The organism is Acinetobacter sp. LMB-5 (genome assembly GCF_001541635.1).
In the GTDB taxonomy this organism is placed as follows: domain Bacteria; phylum Pseudomonadota; class Gammaproteobacteria; order Pseudomonadales; family Moraxellaceae; genus Acinetobacter; species Acinetobacter pittii.
The window spans coordinates 70,207-91,712 of the sequence record NZ_LRDR01000009.1 but is presented as its reverse complement, the minus strand read 5'-3'; the positions used below and the strand labels follow the sequence as shown (position 1 = coordinate 91,712).

Annotated in this window: 19 protein-coding genes; 13 read left to right on the top strand and 6 right to left on the bottom strand. The window is 37.8% G+C overall.

Annotated features, from left to right (window positions below):
• Positions 1-37: 37 nt before the first annotated feature.
• Positions 38-1,681, bottom strand: coding sequence for an MFS transporter (locus tag AW165_RS13855; RefSeq protein WP_060466150.1), 1,644 nt, complete (start codon positions 1,679-1,681; stop codon positions 38-40).
• Positions 1,678-2,247, bottom strand: a complete 570-nt coding sequence (locus AW165_RS13850; protein WP_060466149.1) for a TetR/AcrR family transcriptional regulator — start codon at positions 2,245-2,247, stop codon at positions 1,678-1,680. Before AW165_RS13850 ends, AW165_RS13855 begins: the two co-directional genes overlap by 4 nt.
• A 179-nt stretch (positions 2,248-2,426) precedes the next feature.
• Here AW165_RS13850 and AW165_RS13840 point away from each other — a divergent pair, with 179 nt between their 5' ends.
• The 3 genes from AW165_RS13840 (at position 2,427) to AW165_RS13830 (ending at position 3,717) form a co-directional block, all read left to right on the top strand.
• Positions 2,427-3,050 carry a LysE family translocator gene (locus AW165_RS13840; protein ID WP_002120398.1) on the top strand — a complete coding sequence of 208 codons (624 nt, stop codon included), beginning with the start codon at positions 2,427-2,429 and terminating at the stop codon, positions 3,048-3,050.
• 162 nt (positions 3,051-3,212) lie between these two features.
• Entirely contained in the window at positions 3,213-3,401 is a 189-nt protein-coding gene (locus tag AW165_RS13835) for an NF038215 family lipoprotein (RefSeq protein ID WP_039756269.1), read from the top strand.
• Positions 3,382-3,717: a calcium-binding protein gene (locus tag AW165_RS13830; protein WP_060466147.1), complete on the top strand. Its 336-nt coding sequence runs from the start codon at positions 3,382-3,384 to the stop codon at positions 3,715-3,717. Before AW165_RS13835 ends, AW165_RS13830 begins: the two co-directional genes overlap by 20 nt.
• Before the next feature lie 82 nt (positions 3,718-3,799).
• Here the strand turns inward: AW165_RS13830 and metG are convergent, their stop codons facing one another.
• On the bottom strand, positions 3,800-5,866 hold the full coding sequence (gene metG, locus AW165_RS13825; RefSeq protein ID WP_060466146.1) for a methionine--tRNA ligase: 2,067 nt from the start codon (positions 5,864-5,866) through the stop codon (positions 3,800-3,802).
• 284 nt (positions 5,867-6,150) lie between these two features.
• Here metG and AW165_RS13820 point away from each other — a divergent pair, with 284 nt between their 5' ends.
• From AW165_RS13820 to AW165_RS13810, 3 genes are all read left to right on the top strand, one after another.
• Positions 6,151-6,651 (top strand): hypothetical protein, encoded by a 501-nt coding sequence (locus tag AW165_RS13820; protein WP_060466145.1) that lies wholly within the window; start codon positions 6,151-6,153, stop codon positions 6,649-6,651.
• 145 nt (positions 6,652-6,796) lie between these two features.
• A complete protein-coding gene (gene apbC, locus AW165_RS13815) occupies positions 6,797-7,987 on the top strand; it encodes an iron-sulfur cluster carrier protein ApbC (RefSeq protein WP_060466144.1) in 1,191 nt (396 codons plus the stop codon).
• 143 nt (positions 7,988-8,130) lie between these two features.
• The gene (locus AW165_RS13810) at positions 8,131-9,003 is read left to right on the top strand and encodes a 5'-methylthioadenosine/S-adenosylhomocysteine nucleosidase (RefSeq protein ID WP_060466143.1); all 873 of its coding nucleotides are present in this window, start codon (positions 8,131-8,133) and stop codon (positions 9,001-9,003) included.
• Between the two features lie 32 nt (positions 9,004-9,035).
• Here the strand turns inward: AW165_RS13810 and AW165_RS13805 are convergent, their stop codons facing one another.
• A complete protein-coding gene (locus AW165_RS13805; protein WP_212823871.1) occupies positions 9,036-9,602 on the bottom strand; it encodes a DUF2062 domain-containing protein in 567 nt (188 codons plus the stop codon).
• A gap of 362 nt (positions 9,603-9,964) precedes the next feature.
• On the opposite strand from AW165_RS13805, the gene AW165_RS13800 reads away from it, so the two are divergent.
• The 7 genes from AW165_RS13800 to AW165_RS13770 all read left to right on the top strand — a co-directional run bounded on the left by AW165_RS13800 (position 9,965) and on the right by AW165_RS13770 (position 19,467).
• On the top strand, positions 9,965-10,558 hold the full coding sequence (locus AW165_RS13800; RefSeq protein ID WP_032004285.1) for a LysE family translocator: 594 nt from the start codon (positions 9,965-9,967) through the stop codon (positions 10,556-10,558).
• 114 nt (positions 10,559-10,672) lie between these two features.
• The gene (gene dcd, locus AW165_RS13795; RefSeq protein WP_003653416.1) at positions 10,673-11,242 is read left to right on the top strand and encodes a dCTP deaminase; all 570 of its coding nucleotides are present in this window, start codon (positions 10,673-10,675) and stop codon (positions 11,240-11,242) included.
• A gap of 304 nt (positions 11,243-11,546) precedes the next feature.
• Positions 11,547-12,887, top strand: a complete 1,341-nt coding sequence (locus AW165_RS13790) for a hypothetical protein (protein ID WP_060466141.1) — start codon at positions 11,547-11,549, stop codon at positions 12,885-12,887.
• 243 nt (positions 12,888-13,130) lie between these two features.
• On the top strand, positions 13,131-15,167 hold the full coding sequence (locus AW165_RS13785; RefSeq protein ID WP_060466140.1) for a hypothetical protein: 2,037 nt from the start codon (positions 13,131-13,133) through the stop codon (positions 15,165-15,167).
• 15 nt (positions 15,168-15,182) lie between these two features.
• Complete coding sequence (locus tag AW165_RS13780; protein ID WP_060466139.1) at positions 15,183-15,908, top strand: DUF6160 family protein; 726 nt, start codon at positions 15,183-15,185, stop codon at positions 15,906-15,908.
• Positions 15,909-15,940: 32 nt separating this feature from the next.
• Positions 15,941-18,352, top strand: coding sequence for a DUF6160 family protein (locus AW165_RS13775; protein ID WP_060466138.1), 2,412 nt, complete (start codon positions 15,941-15,943; stop codon positions 18,350-18,352).
• 161 nt (positions 18,353-18,513) lie between these two features.
• Entirely contained in the window at positions 18,514-19,467 is a 954-nt protein-coding gene (locus tag AW165_RS13770) for a DUF6160 family protein (protein ID WP_060466137.1), read from the top strand.
• A gap of 80 nt (positions 19,468-19,547) precedes the next feature.
• Here AW165_RS13770 and AW165_RS13765 read toward each other — a convergent pair whose 3' ends face one another.
• Complete coding sequence (locus AW165_RS13765) at positions 19,548-20,492, bottom strand: tRNA dihydrouridine synthase (RefSeq protein ID WP_025464116.1); 945 nt, start codon at positions 20,490-20,492, stop codon at positions 19,548-19,550.
• An 84-nt stretch (positions 20,493-20,576) separates the two neighbouring features.
• Entirely contained in the window at positions 20,577-21,386 is an 810-nt protein-coding gene (locus AW165_RS13760; protein WP_002120294.1) for a cytochrome C assembly family protein, read from the bottom strand.
• Between the last annotated feature and the right edge of the window lie 120 nt (positions 21,387-21,506).

Below are 21,506 nucleotides of genomic sequence, written 5' to 3'. Positions count from 1 at the left end.
ATCAATCTCAATTTCTATTTCATCAATAAAGAAGCCATTAAGGACGGATAATTCCTCTACGTTGTAGATATTTACTTCGTGCAATATTAAAACCACCCCACAAGAGTAGTGCGACAGCAAAAATACCGTTCAATGCAATAACGTCATTGTAGGCACGCACTTGCGCTTCACGAGTGACCACTTGATTAAGTGAGCGCATGGATTGGGCTGTTTGTAATGCTGGGTCAGTAGTCGTAACTGATGCACTGCGTTGATATGTAGAGAGCCTTTGAGCAACTAGAGGATCTGCTTGTTCTAAATCTTTAATAATCTCGACTTGATAGTTTTGTGTGCGGTGTTGTTGATAGGTCGAGAAGAATGAAGACCCGACAAGGCCGCCAAATGTTTGAGTTGCAGAGAACAGCACAATAAAAGTCACCACATACGAAGGACCTTTAGCCAAAGTTTGCGCAAAGCCAATCAGGAGCAATGGCCCAATAAATAAACCACCTGCAAAGCCTACTAAAAACTGACTTGCAAAGAAGTTCACAGGTCGGACATCACTGGTTAAGTGATAATCTAGTCCACACGCGACTAAAATTAAAAATTCTGCAAAAAGTAAGTGGAAGATAATCCGTTCGCGTGAAAAAGTCAGTGCACTAAAAAGTGTTCCGCTTAAAATCCCTATCAATATGACCACATAGAGTGGAACAAATTGGTCAGGACCCATTCCCATGGTTTTTAAGAAATTAACAGCTGCGTAGCTTTGTTCAGACATTAAAAGTCGAATGGCAAAGGCACCAAAAATGAAGCGTAGGGTCGAAGCGGCACCTAACCAGCGTGTCATAATTAATGGATTGGCACGATAGTGTTCATAGAGCAACCCCAAAACAACTAAACTAAAACCTGCAATTAAGACGTAAGCAAGCCACTGGCTATTAAACCACCATAAGATTGGACCTTGTGTGAGTACAATACATAAACAGGCAAAGCCAGGGGCTAGTAAAGCAAAAGTGAAAAAGTCTTGCTTCTCAAAAACATAAATTCTTAAGCTACGTGGTAACTTCAATGAAACGACCATGGCTAAACAACAAAGTGCTAAGCCGAGCTCAAAGGTATATAGAACAGACCAACTATCTGTATTTACGAGAAATGGAGAAATAATCCAAGCTAATGGCACGCCAAGTTGCTGAAAACCAAAGGCAATATATATACCTTTTGCCATGTCTGCTTTTTTAAAAGCTTGCATGGTGTAATACATACCTAAAGAGCTTAATGGCGCACCAGCTAAACCAGCTACAACCCGCGCAAATAGGGCCATTTCATAAGTATGCACAAAAATATGTAATACCAGAACTGCAATAAAAATCACGAGTCCTATTTCAGAAAATACTCTCAGACCATACTGTTGCCGGGCTTTAAATAAAATCAGGTTTGAACTGACATTTGCCATGACATAAGCAGCAGGCAACCAAGCCGCTTCGGAAGGAGTTAGTCCATACTCACCTTGGATTAAAGGTAAATTTGCCGTAATAAAACCATTACTTAAGCTTGCCGAAAGGGCGATAAATAAACCAATAAAAAAGTAAATAAACCGCTTAGGTACAGAGTGTGCAATAGCTGCTGGTGAGCCAGGTAAAGTCGGTTGCTCTTCTGGGGTCCAGTCGGGTGGTGTTTCTAAATAACGAGGCGTTTTACTCATTCTATCCCTCGAATTTTTTGTATTTGAATACCTTGAAACAGTAATTCAATTGCTCGTTTTGCTAAGCGAGTCTGTTCTTCTGGCTCATGTCCTTGAAATGAAGAACCCAACATTGCTGTGACCATTGCATAGTCATCGGCGGTCAGATCAGCTCGACACAATTTTTGTTCTATCGCATTTTCAATCAGTGGGTTAAGTGCATTATTTCGCCGTTCATAAATTTTTAACATAATTGGATCTTGTCGATCAATCACTCTCCAAAAATCTTGCAAAATTGCGAGTTTGGGAAGTTGCCCAATATGTCCTTCAATTAAACGAAATAAACCATCTTCGAATTGTTGAAAATGAGCTGCTTTTTGCTCTAGCTGTGTAATCGCACGTTCTAAAAGTGCACTAATTAAAGCTTTTCGATCACAAAAGTTACGGTAGAACGTCGCTCTGCCGACCCCAGCGTGGTCAATCACAACTTGTAAGGGAACATTAATACCATGAATACGAAAACATTCTTCGGCTGCATTGAGTAATTCATCCCGATTATGGGCAGCAATTTTTTGACGTTTACTCATGTCATCGGTTTGGGGAGTTCTAAAGGTTATATATTTAACGGACATTTTTGTCCGTTGTGAAGATTTAAATTGTAAAAACATGAAAATTCAATTTTCATCATTTATATCTTGGCCATTTTTATATGTGTCACAAAAAGCTGTTAGAATACCGCGCAATTGCATGATGCTAGGTCAATACAATGTTTGAGTCCCTTATTCCTCTTTTTTCAATTGCGATGGCATTGATGCTTGGAGCAATAAGTCCTGGGCCAAGCTTTATTTATGTTGCACAAAATTCAATTTCTAAATCACGTAAACATGGGTTGTTTACCGCTTTAGGGACGGGGACAGGCGCAGCGCTTTTTGGTCTATTAGCAGTTATGGGATTGCAAGCAGTTTTATTGGCGGTGCCTTCTGCTTATCTAATTTTAAAAATTGGTGGTGGGCTATATTTGCTTTGGCTGGCTTTTAAAATTATTAAACATGCTAAAGAACCAATTGCGATGGAAAACGATGGCAAATCGAAAATGACCTATAAGCAGGCATATCGATATGGCTTAATTACCCAGTTAAGTAATCCAAAAATCGCAGTTGTATTGGCCAGCGTATTTACGGCTTTACTGCCAAAAGAAATTCCAAATTATTACTACGTCGCATTACCAGTGATTTGTTTTATGATTGATGCGGGTTGGTACTCATGTGTGGCAATGCTGCTCTCTTCAGAGAAGCCTCGAAAAATGTATCTGAAAGCAAAAACAGGGGTGGATCGAGTTGCTGGAAGTATTGTGACTTTATTGGGTTTAAAATTAATTTTCTTCAAATGATTATTCTTTAATTAAAATATCTACAAAATCCAAAGCCAGCTATTTATAGTCTGGCTTAATTTTTGCGTAAAATATATACAAATTGAAATATCTTTTTTAGCACTTAAACACTTTAAAAGTGGTAACTTAATAAATAAAACAAAAAGAAATGAGGATCACGTTATGAAAAAACTAATGGTGAGCATTTCTGTAGTTTTTCTCATCTTAACTACAGGATGTGAGATGAGAACGACGAGTAAACAACAATCGGCAAATGAGCGGACTATGAGTATTGTGGGTACTCCAGTTCACGAAAAGGATTATAAAATTTCCGATATACAAGTGAATAATCATGAGCAATCTAACTATTAAGTTACTTGCTGGATGTGCAACTTACTGTGTTTTGAATATGGTAAGTGCATGTGAGCCTGCTTCTTTAGATTGGGAGCTTTTTCAGGAAAAATATGATTTAAATCATGATGGCATGTATAGCCAAAAAGAATTTCAACGGGTTGAAGACTTTTATCCTTATAACTGGCCGAGTGATAAGCGTTTTCAAGGTGAAAACAAGCAGACAGAGCTATTTCATTATTTAGATGAAAATAAGAATGGCTATTTAACAAATGAAGAGTTGGGAAATATACACGTTTTATTTAATAACCCTTGCGAAGGGTGGCCGTGGTCCTAATTTAGTAAGCCTCTTTTAAACCTATTCAAAGCCCTTAAAAATAAAAAAGCTCCCAATTTAGGGAGCTTTTTTTGAAAGTAGATTAAGAAACTTTATCGCCTGGCTTTGCACCGCTATCTGGTGAAATAATGAAAATACCTTCACCATTTCCAGCAGCAAGTACCATACCGTTTGAAATACCAAAACGCATTTTACGTGGTGCAAGGTTAGCAACCATAACAACCAATTTACCTTTTAGGTCTTCTGGCGCATATTGACTACGAATACCACTAAATACGTTACGTGGTTCAGCTTCACCAACATCTAATGTCAATTGAAGTAATTTATCTGAACCTTCAACTGTACCAGCTTCAAGTACTTGAGCAACACGCAAGTCAACTTTTAAGAAATCTTCAATACCAATAATTTCAGCTTCACCCACTGCTGGAGCAGGGGCAGCTTTTTTCTCGGCAGCTTTGTCCTTTTTCGCCGTTGCTTTAGTTGCTTCTGGAGCAGGAGCACTTAAAGACTCTTTAGATGCATCAACCATAGCTGTAACAGCTTTTGGATCAACACGCTGCATAAGCGGTTGGAACTGCGCAATCTCATGGCTTACAAGAATTTGTTTGCGTGACTCGAAATCGAAGCTTTCAAGTTTTAAGAAATCTTGAACTTGTTGAGCTAAAGTTGGTAGAACTGGAGCTAAGTACACTGCGAGTTGACGGAATAAGTTGATACCGACAGAGCAGACATCAAGAACTTGTTGTTCTTGACCTTCTTGTTTAGCAAGAGCCCAAGGTTTTTTCTCATCAATATATTGGTTTGCACGGTCAGCTAGCGCCATGATTTCACGGATCGCCGTAGAGAATTCACGTGCTTCATATGCAGCAGCGATTGAATCGCCAGCATCAATAAAACTTTGTACTAAATCAGTTTCTGCACATTGAGCAGATAACGTATTGTTAAAGCTGCTGTTGATGAATTTCGCACAACGGCTAGCAATATTAACGACTTTACCGACTAAGTCTGAATTTACTTTCTGAACAAAGTCATCAAGGTTCAAGTCAGAGTCTTCAACTTTATCTGAAAGCTTAGATGCAAAGTAGTAGCGTAAATATTCTGGGTTTAAATGCTGTAAATACGTCTCGGCCTTAATGAAAGTACCGCGAGACTTAGACATTTTTTGTCCATTTACAGTTAAGAAACCATTTACAAAAAGACCAGTTGGAGTGCGATAGTTCGCACCTTCAAGCATTGCAGGCCAGAATAAAGCATGGAAATAAACAATGTCTTTCCCAATAAAATGATAAACATCGTTTTGGCTGTCTTTTTTCCAGAAATCATCAAAGTTTAAATCTGGGCGTTTAGTTTTGATGTAGTTTTCAAAACTAGACATATAACCAATTGGGGCATCTACCCATACGTAGAAATATTTATTTGGTGCGTCTGGAATTTCAAAGCCAAAATATGGTGCATCACGAGAGATATCCCAATCTGCTAAACCAGCTTCAAACCATTCATCTAACTTGTTCGCAATTGAAAGAGGTAAACGTCCTTCGTCACGCGTCCATTTTTGTAAATATTCAGAGAAGTTTGGAAGCTTGAAGAAATAGTGATCTGATGATTTTTCAACTGGTGTTGCGCCACTTAATGTTGAACGTGGATTAAGTAACTCAGTTGCATTATAAGTCGTACCACACACTTCACATGAGTCGCCGTATTGATCTTCTGACTTACATTTTGGGCATGTACCTTTAATGAAACGGTCAGACAAGAACATCCCTTTTTCTGGGTCAAATAACTGAGTTACAGGACGAACTGCAATATTTCCAGCTTCACGGTTTTTAATATAGATATCTGTTGAACGTGCTTTGTTTGCATCGCTATGCGTTGAATCGTAGTGATCGAAATGTACGCCAAAACCGTCAAAATCACGGATGTGTTCTTTTTGAACATTCGCAATTTGCTCTTCTGGGCTAATACCATTTGCTTCGGCACGTAGCATAATTGCTGTACCGTGAGCATCATCCGCACATACATAAGTCACATCATGACCCATTGCTCGCATGGCACGAACCCAGATATCTGCCTGGATGTAACCGAGTAAATGACCCATATGAATTGGACCATTAGCATAAGGGAGGGCATTAGTGACTAAAATTTTACGCACGGATTTCATTCTCTCATTCGTATTTATAAGGTGGAAGATTTTAACTGATGCACGGAGATAAGCAAAGATTAATAATCTCCGGCTTGGCATAAGAGATTTCTATTAAAATGGATTTTGGTCAGGCATGGTTTCTCTTTAGAACAGATAAACAAATCAAAAAATATTTGAATCTTCCTGTATTGTCTTTGTTTCAAATTGCAGTTACGGTCAGAAAATAAGCCATAACGATGTATAACTAATAACTTATTCAGGTAATTTTTTAATTAACTATGAGGATAACAACGATGACTACAGAAAATAAATTAGATGAATTAAAGGCAAAAGCGGCTGATGCAAAAGTACAAGGTGAAAAAGCTTTGGACGATTTAAAGGAAAATGTAAAAGAGAAGCAAGCTGCTGGTAAAGAAGTAGTTGAAGATAAGGTAGACCAATTAAAGGCAAAAGCAGCTGATGCGAAAGTACAAGGCGAAAAAGCTTTGGACGATTTAAAGGAAAATGTAAAAGAGAAACAAGCTTCTGGTAAAGAGGCTCTTGAAGAAAAAGCAACTGATTTAAAAGGTAAACTTGAGGATGCTCAGCATAGTCTACAAGATAAGTTTGATCACTTGCGCACAGAAGCAGCTCATAAACTTGACGATGCTAAAGCCAAAGCTGCGGAATTAAAGGAAGAGGCTGTTACAAAATTGGATGAGTTGAAAACGCAAGCAACCGCAAAACTTGATGAGTTGAAGAAAACTGCAACCGATAAACTCAACAAATTAAAGAACCATGATTCTGCTGAATAAGCTGATTTAAACTAAAATCTGCACTCCTTACCTAAAAGATGAGATCTGAAGTTAGTAATTATTCATCCCAAGGTGAGCGAGTGCGGAGCAATACTGTTACACTATCTCCATTAAGCTGTAATGATCTGTTTTTGGAGTAAACAATATGTCTTGGCTTTCTTCATTAAAGTCCGTTTTTTCACCCGCACAAGAGGTGAAAGAAGATGAAATCCAAACCGTACTCCAAAATTATTTATTACCGCATTCGAAAGATGCTTTAAAGGAGCGCATTAGTCAGCTTCAGGTTCAAGGTCGTGTATTACAACTTACGATTAATACATTTCCTGATGAAAAAGAGCATTTGCAGCAAATCCATGATGATTTAGCGGGTGCATTAGAAAAGTGCGGTATTGAAGAACTTAATTTACACGTGGTTCAACAAAAGCGCCCTACACAAGAAAGTTCAAATTTACCTCCTGTGCTTGATGCCTCACCTAAATCAGAACCAGATCCAAATAATCCACCGATTCAAAAAGCCGCTCCGCAACAAAGAGATGTTCCACTTCACCCTCGCATTAAGAATGTTATTTTAGTTTCATCTGGAAAGGGTGGCGTTGGTAAATCGACAACTACCGTCAATTTGGCGCTTGCCTTGCAAAAAATGGGTCTTAAGGTTGGGGTATTAGATGCTGACATCTATGGTCCAAGTATTCCCACAATGCTAGGAAACGCTGGCAAAACTCCACTTATTGAAAGTGAAAATTTTGTACCTTTAGATGCTTATGGTATGGCTGTGCTTTCTATTGGTCATTTAACTGGTGATAACAACACACCTGTTGCATGGCGTGGACCAAAGGCAACAGGCGCTCTAATGCAATTGTTTAATCAAACACTTTGGCCTGATTTAGATGTACTCATGATTGATATGCCACCAGGTACTGGTGATATTCAGCTTACGCTTGCACAGCGTATTCCGGTTACAGGCTCCATCATTGTGACTACTCCACAAAATGTTGCCTTGCTTGATGCTACCAAAGGAATTGAGTTATTTAATAAAGTTGGTATTCCAGTATTAGGTGTCGTCGAAAACATGTCGACTCATATTTGCTCAAACTGTGGTCATGAAGAGCAAATTTTTGGTATCGGTGGTGGTGATAAGCTTTCCGAGCAATACCATATTCCATTGCTAGGCCGTTTGCCTCTAAATGCTCAAATACGTGAACATGCTGATCAGGGTAAACCGAGTGTTGTGGCAATGGATGATGCGGCTGATAGTTATATTGAGATTGCTAAAGCAGTCTGGCAGCAGATTGAAAAAATCCCTCAACGCACACGTAATGATAAGCGTATTTTCTAATTTATTAAAACCTGGCTTTAAGTCGGGTTTTTTATCATCTGATTAAAATAAAAAATTAAATTACTGAATCTAAATAACAAAGCTGAACTTGAAATTGGCATGCAGATTGCTACTTTACACTTTTTAAAAAGAAAGGTTAAAAAATGCAATTTAAGTATAGTTTGGGCGTAATCAGTTTATGTAGCGCTTTATTTTTTGTTGGATGTAACGATGACAACTCATCTGCTTCACAAACCCCAACAGTTCAGGAACAAAAACAGAAGTTACAGCCGATCATTATTCAGGGTGCTTTGCCAGTAGAATCGGAAAAAATGGCTTCAAAATTAGAGAATAAGACTATTGAAGAAATTGGTGGGTGGAAATTCTGGAAGGGTACCTATAACGGTTATCCAATGATTATTTCTAAAACTCGCATGGGTATGAGTAACTCTGCTGCAGCAACTGCTCTAGCGATTGAGCGTTATAAACCGATTGCGATCATTAATCAGGGAACTTCAGGTGGACATGATCCTGATTTGCACGTTTACGATATTGTTTTAGGAAAATATACAACCAATATTGGTGCGTTTAGAACTCCTAAACAGCCAGTGGGTGGTGGTTCAAACTCACTTACATGGGTTGAGGCCTTTGATGTTTTACCAACTCTGGAATCTGACCCAGAACCGATTGCAATACGCAAATTTGAAGGTGACCAAGAGTTGTTAATGGCAGCACATAAAGTCCGTTATGATAAAGGTGAGGTGGTTGAAGGAACGATTGGTTCAGCAGATGTTTGGAATAATGAACTTGACCGTATTCAATTTTTCCATCAACGTTATGGTACTTCTGTTGAAGAAATGGAAGCAGCATCTGTTGCGCAAATTGCAAGTCAGTTGAACGTTCCGTTTTTAGGCATTCGAATCTTATCTAATAATATTACCAATAACGGAGCTTATGACCCTGGTACAGGAGAGGCTTGCCAAGAATATGTGCTTAATGTGGCCGAAGAATATATGAAATCAAAACTGCCAAAATAATGATTTAAACTTATGCAAGAAGAGTGAAGCTTTTATAAAACCTCTTCTTGCTTCTTTTGAAGATGTCTACTTTTCCAATTTTTAACGACCATCCAGCGCCAGAAAATTTCTGTACATATATATAAAATGACAGCAAATACAAAAGCTTCTACAACAAGTCCAGTCATCAAGATTTTCGCAAGACTCAAATCAATGTGGCCATGGCCGAAATGAGTAATCCAACGAGAAATCTGATGCAATACACCTAGCAACATTTCTTTATTAATCATATGCACATGAAAAATGTGTGCACCAAACCAAAAACCGATATATAGAATAGGAACTAATGTAAGCGGGTTACTTAACCAAGCGAGCATCAAGCTAATTGGTAAATTTACTTCAAATAGTAATACCGCCATCACAATAAATACGCTGTGAAAAGGAATAGGCAGTAAACCAAAAAAAGTTCCGACAAAAACAGCTCGGGTGATTGATTTTCGATTGACATACCAAAGCACAGGATTAAGGGTCTTTTTACCAAAAATCCTTAGAAATTTCATATTTGAAACTTTCTCGGGGGAGGGAAGCCAAGATTGAAAAAAATGCTTTGCCATAATCATTAAGGGTAGTAAAGCGCGATGCTCTATATAAAAAATCAGAAACAATATATGAATTGAAACTTATTAAAAGCTTAAAATTTAAACTTACCATTGCTATATATTTTTTATTATAAAGACTTTTGATGGAAAAATAGACTTAAAATAAAAATAGTTATGTTACTTAACTCAGAATCTATTTGAAAAGTATAACAACCGACCGTAAAGTTTTCTTCTCGACTTTATGTGATAATTTTATAAATATTTGTTTTTATATACTTTATTTTTATTTTGAAAATAATTTGAAATACTTTGTCTTACAATTACCTTTTGCCTTGTGACAGGATATCTATTAATCTGAGATGACTATATTGTGAGGTCATTCAATGATTTCATGGCTTTTTATTGGCTTAGTAGCCACAATTTTACTTACTCCTGGTCCAACCAATACCTTACTCGCTTCTTCTGGGGTACAAGTGGGTTTAAGGAAGTCAGTAAAACTTATTCCAGCAGAAGTTTTAGGTTATGTCATCTCTATTTCTGCATGGGGAATGCTGATTGGAAAAGTGTCTAGCACACTACCAATGCTGCCGCCTATTCTAAAGCTATTGAGCGCTTGCTATATTATTTTCTTAGCCATCAAGTTATGGCATACGGCAAATCAAGAAGTTGAATTAAATCAGCCAACGATTCGTGCTCGTGAGTTATTCTGCGCCACTCTATTAAACCCAAAAGCATTACTGTTTGCCTCAGCAATTTTCCCAGTAGGTGCATGGAGTAATTTTCATATTTATTTAATTCATATGATGGCTTATTTAGCGCTTATTACCCCAATTGCATTGTTCTGGATTTTCTTGGGATCGGTTTTAGCTTCTAAGAAAGTAGGTTGGTTAAATCAAACTAACTTACAAAAAACAGCTTCACTTGTATTGGTCAGCTTTTCAATTCCAATTAGTTATTCTGCTTTATTGAACCTCTAAATGTGCAGCTGAGCTATTCTTATTTATTTGAGTAGCTCTGTGTTGTTTTCATAATTGGTTTTTTAAGTTAAAGTACGTCGAAATCAATGAATTTACCTTTTGGATAGAAAATACATGGCCATTAAGTCTGATCGTTGGATTCGCGAAATGAGCGAAAAACACGGCATGATTGAACCTTATGCAGAGAATCAAGTCCGTTTTGATGAAAATGGTGAAAAGTTGATTTCCTACGGGGTCTCTAGCTATGGTTATGATGTACGCTGTGCCCGTGAATTCAAGGTTTTTACAAACGTACATTCTGCAATTGTCGATCCAAAGAATTTTGATGACAAAAGTTTTATCGATATTGAGTCTGATGTTTGTATTATTCCGCCAAACTCATTTGCCCTAGCTCGTACAATTGAATATTTCCGTATTCCTCGCAATGTGTTAACAGTGTGCTTAGGTAAATCGACCTACGCTCGTTGCGGTATTATTGTAAATGTGACTCCATTAGAACCTGAATGGGAAGGTCACGTTACTTTAGAATTTTCAAATACAACAAATTTACCTGCACGTATTTATGCAGGGGAAGGCGTAGCACAAATGCTATTCTTTGAAAGTGATGAAGTATGTGAAACCTCTTATAAAGACCGTGGTGGTAAATACCAAGGTCAAACAGGTGTTACACTTCCTAAAACTTAATGTTTCCTTGATGAAAAGATTTTAAAAAATAATGGGTCACTTAGGTGGCCCAATTTTATAAATAAAATTTTTGTGGGAAGCGTTTATCGGAATTATGATAAACGACAGTTTCCTTTTGTAGAAAATGATATAAAATGATCAATAATTGATTTGTTTTTTTGTTCTGCATCACAGAATTTAAAAGCAAATATGATTGATATAGGCTCTCTTTGATAATGTTTAGTTAAATACATTATCAAATGTAGATAGGCCAAATAAAAAGAAATTAAACAGGATTAAGCCCCCACGGATACGGAGGTCGGCCATGCGACAGTTTACGTCACTTCGAGTAGCACTTTTGACACTCGGAAGCTTATGTTTTTCTTCAGCTTACGCTGCTTCTACACTAGTCCCTATGTCAGATTCGGAACTATCAGCAACTCGGGGCCAAGCCTTGATGAGTATGTCTTATATTGCGCCTACGGACTCTGCAAACTTAGAAAAATTGCGTGATAGTAATAGCAATGTGGGTTTTTATAAATTAGGTTTAGATGCTGATGTCGAAATTAATACTAATATACGCAAGCTTCAATTAGGGTGTGGCGGTGTTAATGGTACTGGAGCATGTGATATTGATATTGATAACTTAAGTTTGAGTGGTATTTCTGATACAAATGATGGCCGCGCTAGTTCATCTGCAAAAATAACTAATCCATTTATTGAATTTGCAATTAAAAATCCTAATAGTACTTCGTTACGCGAAGTAACTGGGATGCGAGTAAGTGCAGAGGCTATCGAAGGTTTATTAACTTTTGGTACTGAAAATGGACCAACTAAAAGTGGTATTAATTCTTTAAGTGGTTATATGGAGGTTGCTCAAGCTGGAGGTACAGTTAAAGTAAATCCTGTAAGTGGTTTGAGACCAGCTGATGTGAATAATACTCAAATTTCTGGTGAAGCTTGTGGGTATCTAGCTTGTGTACCTTTTAAGACATATGACTATACATTGAATTTAACGACAGATGCAGCTGGCAACTCAACTGATAAATTGACTGGTACTTTAGTTCTACCTCAGCAAACAATTACTGGTAAACGTATTTCTGTAGCGCCATTAAAAGCCACAGCAACGGTAAGTGGTATTAATGTATCAGGTAATATTAAGGCTATGGCGGCAGGAATTTTAAATTTAGATAAATCTGTTACAGGTTCTATTAATAATTTAACTGTGAATGTTGATATTTCAGAAGATTTGGGATTTTTCCACAAAGCTAACTTAAATGGTTCCCCTGTTTCATTATCGCTTCAGGGAAATGATATACGTTGGCCTGGTTCTAAATCGATAGCGCAGCGAGGCTGGTGGTTAGAACTTTCAAATCCAATTGATATTGGAGATATTACTCCGGTCGATTCTGTAAGTATTGCAAATAAAACAATTGAAGAGACTTTAGCACTTGTAAGTGAGAAATTAAGTACGGGTACAAGAGGCGATACAAAAGTAGACTGCGGTGCTGTAGGTCTTTTAAGTTGTATTGGTGGTAGCACGATTAATATTGGCAACTTAAATTTAGCAGGTGCAACTCCAGTACAGATGTCATTAAGCAATTTGGTTTTAAAAAATCAAAGTTTCGCACCTAACTGTCATGGAGCAAATGTAAAATTTTGCTAAAAGTTTAAACTATTTCATTCATCGGAAATTTAGATTTTTATGCCTTTTTTTTTGCATTTGTGCAAATATTGCACATAATGGAAATGTGCAAATATTGCACATAATGGAAATGTGGAAAAGTTGGCAATATCTTTTAGATTTGTCTCTTTGCATAAGGTGAAAAGGAGAAATTCACCTGACCTCAAGGATTGTTAAAGAAAAATAAATATGGTGCACGGCATCGTATAAAACAGGAAGGTCAAGATGACTACACTTAATTATACGGTAAGGTTTCAAAAAACCGTTTTGGCAAGTTTAATTGGGCTTTGTATAAGCCAACCTAGTTTCGCGCTCGAAGAACTTTCTGATGCGGGCTTAAGTGAAACTACAGGTGAAGGTATTGCTATCTTGCCACAGAATACTTATATGGTATTTCGTGGTGCAGGTGCAAATGAAACCTCAAGTCAGATTTTAACTGATCGTACTAAAGATACAGGTTATATCAATTACGTACCTGTTGGTCCTTTAAGTATGACAGCTGCTGATACTAATAAAAATGGTTCGATTGATTCTGGCGACCGTGCAGTAGGTAAAGCTGATATTTTTCTTTATGGCTTGGCACTTTCTAAATCTGATAATGATATAAATACTCGCCTTGCTTCTACTGATGCAGCTGCTGCAATCTCAAGCTGGGGTACTGCTGTTAACCCTTGGATTTTCAAAGTTGCGACTGAAAACTCAGTGCCGAATTTTAGTGCTAATAATTGTACAGGTGCGACTGATCCAACATGTCAGGTAACTTACTTAGCTTTAGAAGCCCCTTTATATGAAGTCGGAACGAAGGATTCTGCAGGTATTGACGCTTATAAGCTAAAACTAGGCTTATGGACAGATATTTTTGTCCGAAATCCCAATAAAATAAATGGTGCGTCAGATCAATTTAATTATGGTGATGCAAATGGTTTGATCGGCACAAGTACAGATGCAAGCCGTGCAAACCGTCTTCGTTTACAAGGAGTGTGGAATAACTTTAGTTTAAACGGCAGTCGTTTACAGCTTTTCCAGACACTAGGTGGAGCGACATCTGCAGGAGGAATGAGCCCCTTCTACAATAATACTTTAGGCTTTGCTGGAGTAGTACGTTTAAATAGTGGGGATGCCTCTAATTTAAGAGCAACGATTACTTCAAATACTCCTACATCAGCAGTTGGACCATGGGTAAATCGCTATAGCACCCAATATACTGGGGCACCAAGTAATAACTCGCCAAGTTCAGACTGGTTATATCGTATTCGTAGCCAGACTACGACTGTTACATCAACTGGTTCATGGACTGCACCAACTGACAATGCAATGAGTAATGTGTTACGTTTAAGCACACGTGAATCTGGTACTGGGCAGGGTAATTTGGTAACCCCTGCAATTAATGGGGGAATTGCCCCAACTTTTGATGCGAATGAAGGTTTATACCTCTATAACCCGAATATTAACCTTGTGTTGGGCTCTTTATATCAACCATTGGTTTTAAGCTCGGATGGTAAAAACTTTAGTTTAGAACTAGCTCGTATTCCGAATAAACCTGAAATTTATAAGAAAATCTATACTGACTATACTGGAACTGATAGTAGTTATCTCGGTTCTACTTGTAATATTTATCAATGTGGCACTAATTTAACATTGGGTGGTAAAAGTTATCAGGGTTCTAGCGCAACGCATAGTAGTATTTCAATAGGATCGACTGTTTATAATGCGGCGAATAATACCTTAGAGGCATTTAAAGGGAATAGTACTCAAGATGCAGTCGGCATTTCATTTGGAAAATTGCCAACAGGTACAGTTGCCGCTACCACACAAACTAAAAACTTTTATCAACTACAAAATCAAGAACGTCGAGCGGGTAGTTATACATGTAGTTTAATTTTTACTTGTTATGATACTTGGCAATATCGTACAGCAACAGGCTGGACTGGAAATGCGGGTTCAGGATTAAAATTTGATTCTCAAGGAGCGAATTGGGCTAATATTGATAGTACTTCTTATTATAACCCGACAGTAAATAATACAGGTTATACCACTACAGATGCGGGTAATGGTGCACAATATGTTGTACCAAATGGTACGCCTTTACCTGATGCACTTTATAACAATGGACGTTGGTCTACAACCACGCCTAATGCTGACTTGAATACATATAAATTATCCAGTTCACAAATTAGTTCTTCGATTAGTAATAACATGGGTTCTGCTGTCATTGACGGTGTTTTAATCCAACACTTGAAACTGACAACTAAAGGTCTATAAGAGGAGGAGAATGCTATGAAAAAAATAAGTACTTTAATCCTCGCTCTTTGTGCAACGGTCACTCATGCAGAGCTACAAACTTTAGATAATGAAGCATTACAGGCCATAAATGGTCAAGCGGGTGCTGATTTATCTTTAATGCTCAATTTAAACCAAACAGCTAACGGTGTATTTGACAATGGTAGTGGTGGTGTCTGTGAGAGCGTAGAGTTTTGCCATCTTGGCTTGGCAATTAATAAGCGTTTTGTACAAGCAGATGCAACGAAACCAAGTGGTTGGGCCGAAAATAGTGATAGTGGTAATAAACTTTGGCTCGTATTTAAAGGCGTACAAGGTACTTTAAATATTCAAAAGATGGGTTTGGATGGCGCTGATTTAAAGTATTTGGATAAAAATAATACTGAAATGATTAAGCCTGCTATTCAGCTTAGTTTTAGTGCGGCACAGCCAATTTTAATTCGTAACTTTGGTTTTAATGCTTTATCAATTGAGCAAGATAACTTTACCAGCTCAACAACAGCGCAAGGGTCGAGTGCAAATATGTATGATTATGCATATTTCAAAAAGCCAACTTATGCGGCCACTGCTAATAGTGCAAACCAGCAAGTTGCTACTGCAACACCATCGGTGTATGACCATGGACGTGAAACTGGTTTTATGGGCTTGATGATGAATGGGAATTTGGCTATCCAAGGAAAAGTCATGGTCTTTAGCTGTGATGGCAGCCATCCTCGTTGTTAAGGGTTAATGTAGATTTCAAAGGAACTGAAGTGATGAAAAAAAATAAAGAAAATCACAGCTCAAAGTTTATTTTAAACGCATTAACAACCAGCATGTTGTTAGTGAGCGGACATGCTTTTGCTTTAGAAGCTTTAACAGATGCTGACATGAGTGCTGTTAATGGGCAAGATGGGATTTCGATTCAAACGACGTTTAATGAAATCAATATTGATAATGCTTACTGGGATGATCATGCAGGTACACCTAGTAGTGCAGATCAGGTCTTAAGAGCTCAAGCGAGCGGGATAAAAGTTCAAAAAAGTAATGCATCTAGTCAGCCTTTAAGTACAAATTACCGTTTAGATGTAGGGAGTAACCCAACTACGGGTAAAACTGGACTCGACTTTTCTATGCAAAGCAGTCCATCACTTATTACCGTAAATAGCGTTAAAGTTTGTAATAGTTCAGCTACATGCTCGCCAACTTTAGGGCAGTTAGCTATTCAAACGACCTCTCCTTTAAATTTGGCACTTACAACCCAAGATGGTCTATTTAATGCAAATAGTCAGTCAAGCATGACGCTTGGTATTAATAATGCCAATATTTATTTAGGGCAATTAGATGCTCGTAGTCAGCTAAATCAGTTAATTTTAAGAAATTTTAACTTTAATTTTGTTGGTAAAGGAGCCATGCTGATTGACCCAATTCGTGGCGTGGTTTTACAGACAAATACTGGAACTAATGTCGCTGGTGTAGGACAAACCCCAAATAGTACCTATGGCTATGTTGATTTTAATCGTGTAGCAGATTCAGCTTCTGGTCTAACAGCAGGCACATATGTAGACAGTAGTGGAAAAGTAACTAATTCAGGCCTGAATATTGAGGTCATGTTAAGTTCTAATATCGATAAAACTAACCCTTATGCTTTAGATGCAACCAATAGTCCCCAAAATGCGAAAGGCTTGATTCGTTTAGGTGCTAGCGGACGTATGGTAAATAGTTATTTACAAGTCCGTGGTATGGATGGTACGTCAGATACAACAATATTAGGTACAGCAAATACCGCTGCGGGTACGGGCTCAAGTAATAGTATTTTAGGTAATTCTGGAATTGCCTTTCGTATGAAAGGTGAATTCACTAAAGATAATGACTCAATGCTAGGCTCAGATGGCAAAGCAACCACTTTAGAAATTGGTGGAGCAGGTCTGAATGCTTATGGTTTCGAATTTGGTAATTTAACAGGCCTTAACTCAGCTACGCGTGGTTATTTTGATAGCGGAAATATTTATTTAAATCTTGCTGATACAAAAACGTTATTAATGCCAAACAACGCGACTTTAAATGCAATTCGTTTAGGGTCGGGTACTTTAACAACAACTGCTGATTATCAACATAACATTCACCGTGATACGGTCACTAATCCGTTTAGCTTAATTCTTGCGATGCGTGGAGCAGAGTTTCAAGCATTTTCAAGACGCGGTCGTTTTACGACAAGTGCAAATGTTGCTGCTGCCAATCAGTTTGCAGACAATGGTGCAAATAACCAGTGGGGCTTAGCCTTACCTTTTTATAACTTAAATGCTAACGCTGCTGTATATGGTTTAGATGCACCAGCAAATAGTGCCTATTACTATACCAAAGATGCAAATGGTAAGCCTATTCGAAATGCTGTAGCTGCATCTGGAACCACTTCGCGTTTAGGTTTTGGTATTGCTGCTGGAACTACGGGACGTGATGCGACTGGAACTAAAACAACCTCAATTTTATTAATTGATGGTTCTCCAAATGCTAATAATGGTGGTAGTCCTACTGATTATTACATGGGCTTACGTAATATTGATATGTTCCTCAAAGGCAATGGAAGTATTGGTTTAGAAAATGGCAGTCTTAATATTAGTTTAAAAGAGATGCTACTTGCTTTATCAACAGAAATTGCAGCTGGTTATTTACCAGGGGCTAAATATAAAACTTGTCCAGCGACGGGTTCATGTACTTCACCTATTGATAATTTTGCCAAAAATAATGATGTCTTATTTGGTCTAAAACTCCGTTTAGGTGGCGATCTTAACTTATCAATTGTGCCAAATAGTTCAATTGCAGATGGTAGTGCATTAACTGTACTCGGCGATTTCACAGTGCCTGCGACAGCAACTGGAAATACGGTTCAAATTAGTGATCCGATTGATGGTTCTGCAATTGGTTTTGACAATATTACAGGAAAGCTAGCGTTTAATAGTGCTTTGGTTGTGGGTAAAGATACAACAAGCGGTTTAGGTAAAGTTGGCGTAAATACGGCGGTTTATTTTAACCCTGATAAGAGTATTGACGGCGCATTACGTGTTAAAGATATTAATTTCTATCCGCCTTCAACAGGAGCTGGAGCACGTTTAGGTGAGCTTGCAATTACTGGTGGACGTTTAAATAGTAGCTTTAGTATTGTGCCTAGAAATGGGGCCTTTAACTAATATAAAAAAGTGACGATTATCGTCACTTTTTTATATAAATTTTATTTTAGTGTGATTGGATTTGCATTCGTCGGGTTATAGAGATAATTGCTTTGTACTTAAATATTATTCTGATAGTCTGAACAAATAATAAGCGTTTGTCTCTTAAGGATTAGAGCGACATGAAGAATAAAAATATAGGATTTTGGCTGCTACTTGTCAGTAGTTCAAGTGTTTTTGCAATGCAACCTTTGGATGATCAAAGCCTTGCAGCAACGACGGGCCAAAATGGTTTAACTTTAGGAATTCAGGCCGATAAAGTTAAATTTAATCAAGTCGCACTCATTGATACTAACGGTATTGCTTCAACTTCTTATAACAGCAAGGCTGGTTTTGTCATTGCTGGAAACTCTACTAATCCAGTTCCTGGTATAGAGTTTATTAAAGCCGCTGTATCGGGTAATCCTTCTTTTAATATTGCAATGGATACCGATGCCGGGGGTGGAAATCCTTTTTTAAATTTAGCTATATCTATGGGGAATGATGTAAACGGAATTCGACTTCTACCTTTTTCAGTTTATTTAGCCCCAAGTACATCTTTATCTAGCCCATCCGATTATGCATTAACAAGTTATGCACCAAAATCAATTTTTAGTTCGGGAACGACAGTAAATACGGGTGTAAAAGAAATCATTCGCTCTACTGGAAATCTAGATATTAACTTTGTACAAACCAATAAACCTCGTTTAAATATTCAACTGGGTCATGCTGCCCAATCCGTTATGGTTAAATTTGGTGGAGCAATTCAATCTATTTGTTCTGCTGCTACGGGTTGCCCAATTACTTTAGTGTCCGATAATACGGGTGCTACATTTGGGTTTAAGTTTGCAGGAACAAATACCTCAACTGGTTTTGTGTTAGATGGTTTTTATGCAGGTGTTGATCCAACTGGATTAACTTTTGGGAATACAGGTGCATCTAGTAAATTTGATGCTTCACTTAATAATGTCACTTTAGGAAATATGGCTACTCAAAATACAACAACGTTTAATAATTTACCTAATGGTTCTATGGGGAGTTTTGGTGTCACTGGTGTTTCTGTAACTGACTTTAAAATGAAAGTAAGCGGCTTTTAAAAAAGAATAATAGCTTAACCTGAAATACGAGAGGGCGACTATGAAAATAATCGCCCTCTTTTTTTAAAGGCTATGCCGAGTTAAATAGTATCTGATCTGGTGTGTTCTAATTGTTGAACAATTTCATCTAAAGCTTTAATACGTTTCACTTGGTCCCATAATTCTTTCGCTTGAGGATAGGCTTTGGTCATCATGCCTAACCACTGCTTATAACGACCAACCATCCCAATTTCTGTTTTTGCTTGACCGTTTAAAAAGCGAATTTGTAAATCAACAAGTTGTTCCCAACTAAATAATGCTTCATCCATATTTTGGCGAATGCATTGTGTTAAATCTGGAGTCGTTACCGCACCACGGCCAATCATTAAGTCTTCACAACCAGATTGTTGCTGACAAGCTCTAGCATCAGCATTGGTCCAGATTTCACCGTTAGCAATCACATTAATTTTTAAAGCTTCTTTAATAGGTAGAATTTTTTCCCAATAAGCTGGTGGTGTATAGCCATCTGCTTTAGTTCGAGCATGTACAGTTAACCAGCTTGCACCTGCATCTTCAACAGCGTGGGCATTTTCCATTGTATGGTTTTCATCGAGGTAACCTAAACGCATTTTTGCTGAAACAGGAATGTGTGCAGGTACAGCATCTCTTACTGCTTTAATCAGCAGATGCACAACATCTGGTTCATCAAGAAGGACTGAACCACCACGATGTCGATTAACGGTTTTTGCAGGACAACCGAAATTAAGGTCGATTGCAGGTGCACCCAATTCAACAACTTTTGCTGCGTTTGCTGCCAGCATATCTGGGTTATTACCTAGGAACTGAACATGAACAGGCGTACCTGCTGCTGTTTTACCATCATTTTTTAGTTCAGGACAAAAACTATAATAGATGTGGTCTGGCAAAATACTGTCTGTAACGCGAATAAATTCGGTCACACACCAGTCGAAATCACCAACAGATGTGAGTGTATCCCGCATGATCGGGTCAGTTAAACCTTCCATTGGAGCGAGTATGAGTTTCACAGTCTGTGTCACCTGAGTAAAACGAAAACAGCGTTATACGGGATATGCATAACGCTGTCTAGTATCGATTAAATTTTAATTTCTCTAGCGCCCTAAGATCATCTCAAGCACAAATTTACTGCCGATAAATCCAATCGCTAAAAGTACAAAACCCATTAAGGTAAAACGAATTGCTTTTTGACCTCTCCAGCCAAGTTTGTAATGGCCGATCAGTAATGAGCCATAGATAAACCAAGAAATAATACTAAATACGGTTTTATGAGCGAGATGCTGAGCAAAGAAGCTATCAATTGTTAAAAAACCAAATGTAAGCGCAATTGTTAATAAAATGAAACCTGTAATGATTAGGTCAAATAATAAAGATTCCATCGCCTGAATTGGCGGGAGTAAGTTGACCCAGAAACGTTTTTTTTGTTTCTTTTTGAGTTCACGGTTTTGGAACCACATTAAGATCGCATGTATGGTTGCCATCAGTAAAACTGCATAGGCAGAAAGCGAAAGAATGATATGAGTATCAAGTCCTAACGAATGCTGTTCAATAAATTGATCTGGTCGACTAAAGGCAAACCCTAAAATAAGACCAATAGCTGCGACAGGAATGCCTAACAAATTTAATGGCAGAATAGGGCGGAAAGTACTAAAAATTAAGCTTAACAATAACATAAGCCCTGATGTAAAAGACATCAGGTTAAATACATCGTAGTTAATTCCTGCTGGTGTAAGCATGGCATCGCATAAAACTGTGCCGTGCAGTACTAATGCCAAGATAGTAACAAAAGCAAATAACCATGAGTTTGGTTCACGTTTTGACATTAAACGAATAAACAGATACCAGAAAGAAGTGGTATATGCGATGAGTGCCAAAATTGTATAAACCAAGGGGAGGCTAATCATGTCAAACCTTTTTCAGGATTAATTCATCTATATAAGATATAAATTCGCTGCGAACTAAAGTATCCTATAGCATTCTATGCATAAATTTTCTATTTCGAGAAAGATTTTTTTGCAACTAGC

Bases quoted from the DNA above. Each gene is read 5' to 3' on its own strand.
- AW165_RS13785 (WP_060466140.1), top strand. From the start codon at position 13,131: ATGACTACACTTAATTATACGGTAAGGTTTCAAAAAACCGTTTTGGCA.
- AW165_RS13835 (WP_039756269.1), top strand. From the start codon at position 3,213: ATGAAAAAACTAATGGTGAGCATTTCTGTAGTTTTTCTCATCTTAACT.
- AW165_RS13775 (WP_060466138.1), top strand. From the start codon at position 15,941: ATGAAAAAAAATAAAGAAAATCACAGCTCAAAGTTTATTTTAAACGCA.
- AW165_RS13805 (WP_212823871.1), bottom strand. From the start codon at position 9,602: ATGATTATGGCAAAGCATTTTTTTCAATCTTGGCTTCCCTCCCCCGAG.
- AW165_RS13810 (WP_060466143.1), top strand. From the start codon at position 8,131: ATGCAATTTAAGTATAGTTTGGGCGTAATCAGTTTATGTAGCGCTTTA.
- AW165_RS13840 (WP_002120398.1), top strand. From the start codon at position 2,427: ATGTTTGAGTCCCTTATTCCTCTTTTTTCAATTGCGATGGCATTGATG.
- dcd (WP_003653416.1), top strand. From the start codon at position 10,673: ATGGCCATTAAGTCTGATCGTTGGATTCGCGAAATGAGCGAAAAACAC.
- AW165_RS13790 (WP_060466141.1), top strand. From the start codon at position 11,547: ATGCGACAGTTTACGTCACTTCGAGTAGCACTTTTGACACTCGGAAGC.
- AW165_RS13800 (WP_032004285.1), top strand. From the start codon at position 9,965: ATGATTTCATGGCTTTTTATTGGCTTAGTAGCCACAATTTTACTTACT.
- AW165_RS13855 (WP_060466150.1), bottom strand. From the start codon at position 1,681: ATGAGTAAAACGCCTCGTTATTTAGAAACACCACCCGACTGGACCCCA.
- AW165_RS13770 (WP_060466137.1), top strand. From the start codon at position 18,514: ATGAAGAATAAAAATATAGGATTTTGGCTGCTACTTGTCAGTAGTTCA.
- AW165_RS13780 (WP_060466139.1), top strand. From the start codon at position 15,183: ATGAAAAAAATAAGTACTTTAATCCTCGCTCTTTGTGCAACGGTCACT.
- AW165_RS13820 (WP_060466145.1), top strand. From the start codon at position 6,151: ATGACTACAGAAAATAAATTAGATGAATTAAAGGCAAAAGCGGCTGAT.
- apbC (WP_060466144.1), top strand. From the start codon at position 6,797: ATGTCTTGGCTTTCTTCATTAAAGTCCGTTTTTTCACCCGCACAAGAG.
- AW165_RS13850 (WP_060466149.1), bottom strand. From the start codon at position 2,247: ATGAGTAAACGTCAAAAAATTGCTGCCCATAATCGGGATGAATTACTC.
- AW165_RS13760 (WP_002120294.1), bottom strand. From the start codon at position 21,386: ATGATTAGCCTCCCCTTGGTTTATACAATTTTGGCACTCATCGCATAT.
- AW165_RS13830 (WP_060466147.1), top strand. From the start codon at position 3,382: ATGAGCAATCTAACTATTAAGTTACTTGCTGGATGTGCAACTTACTGT.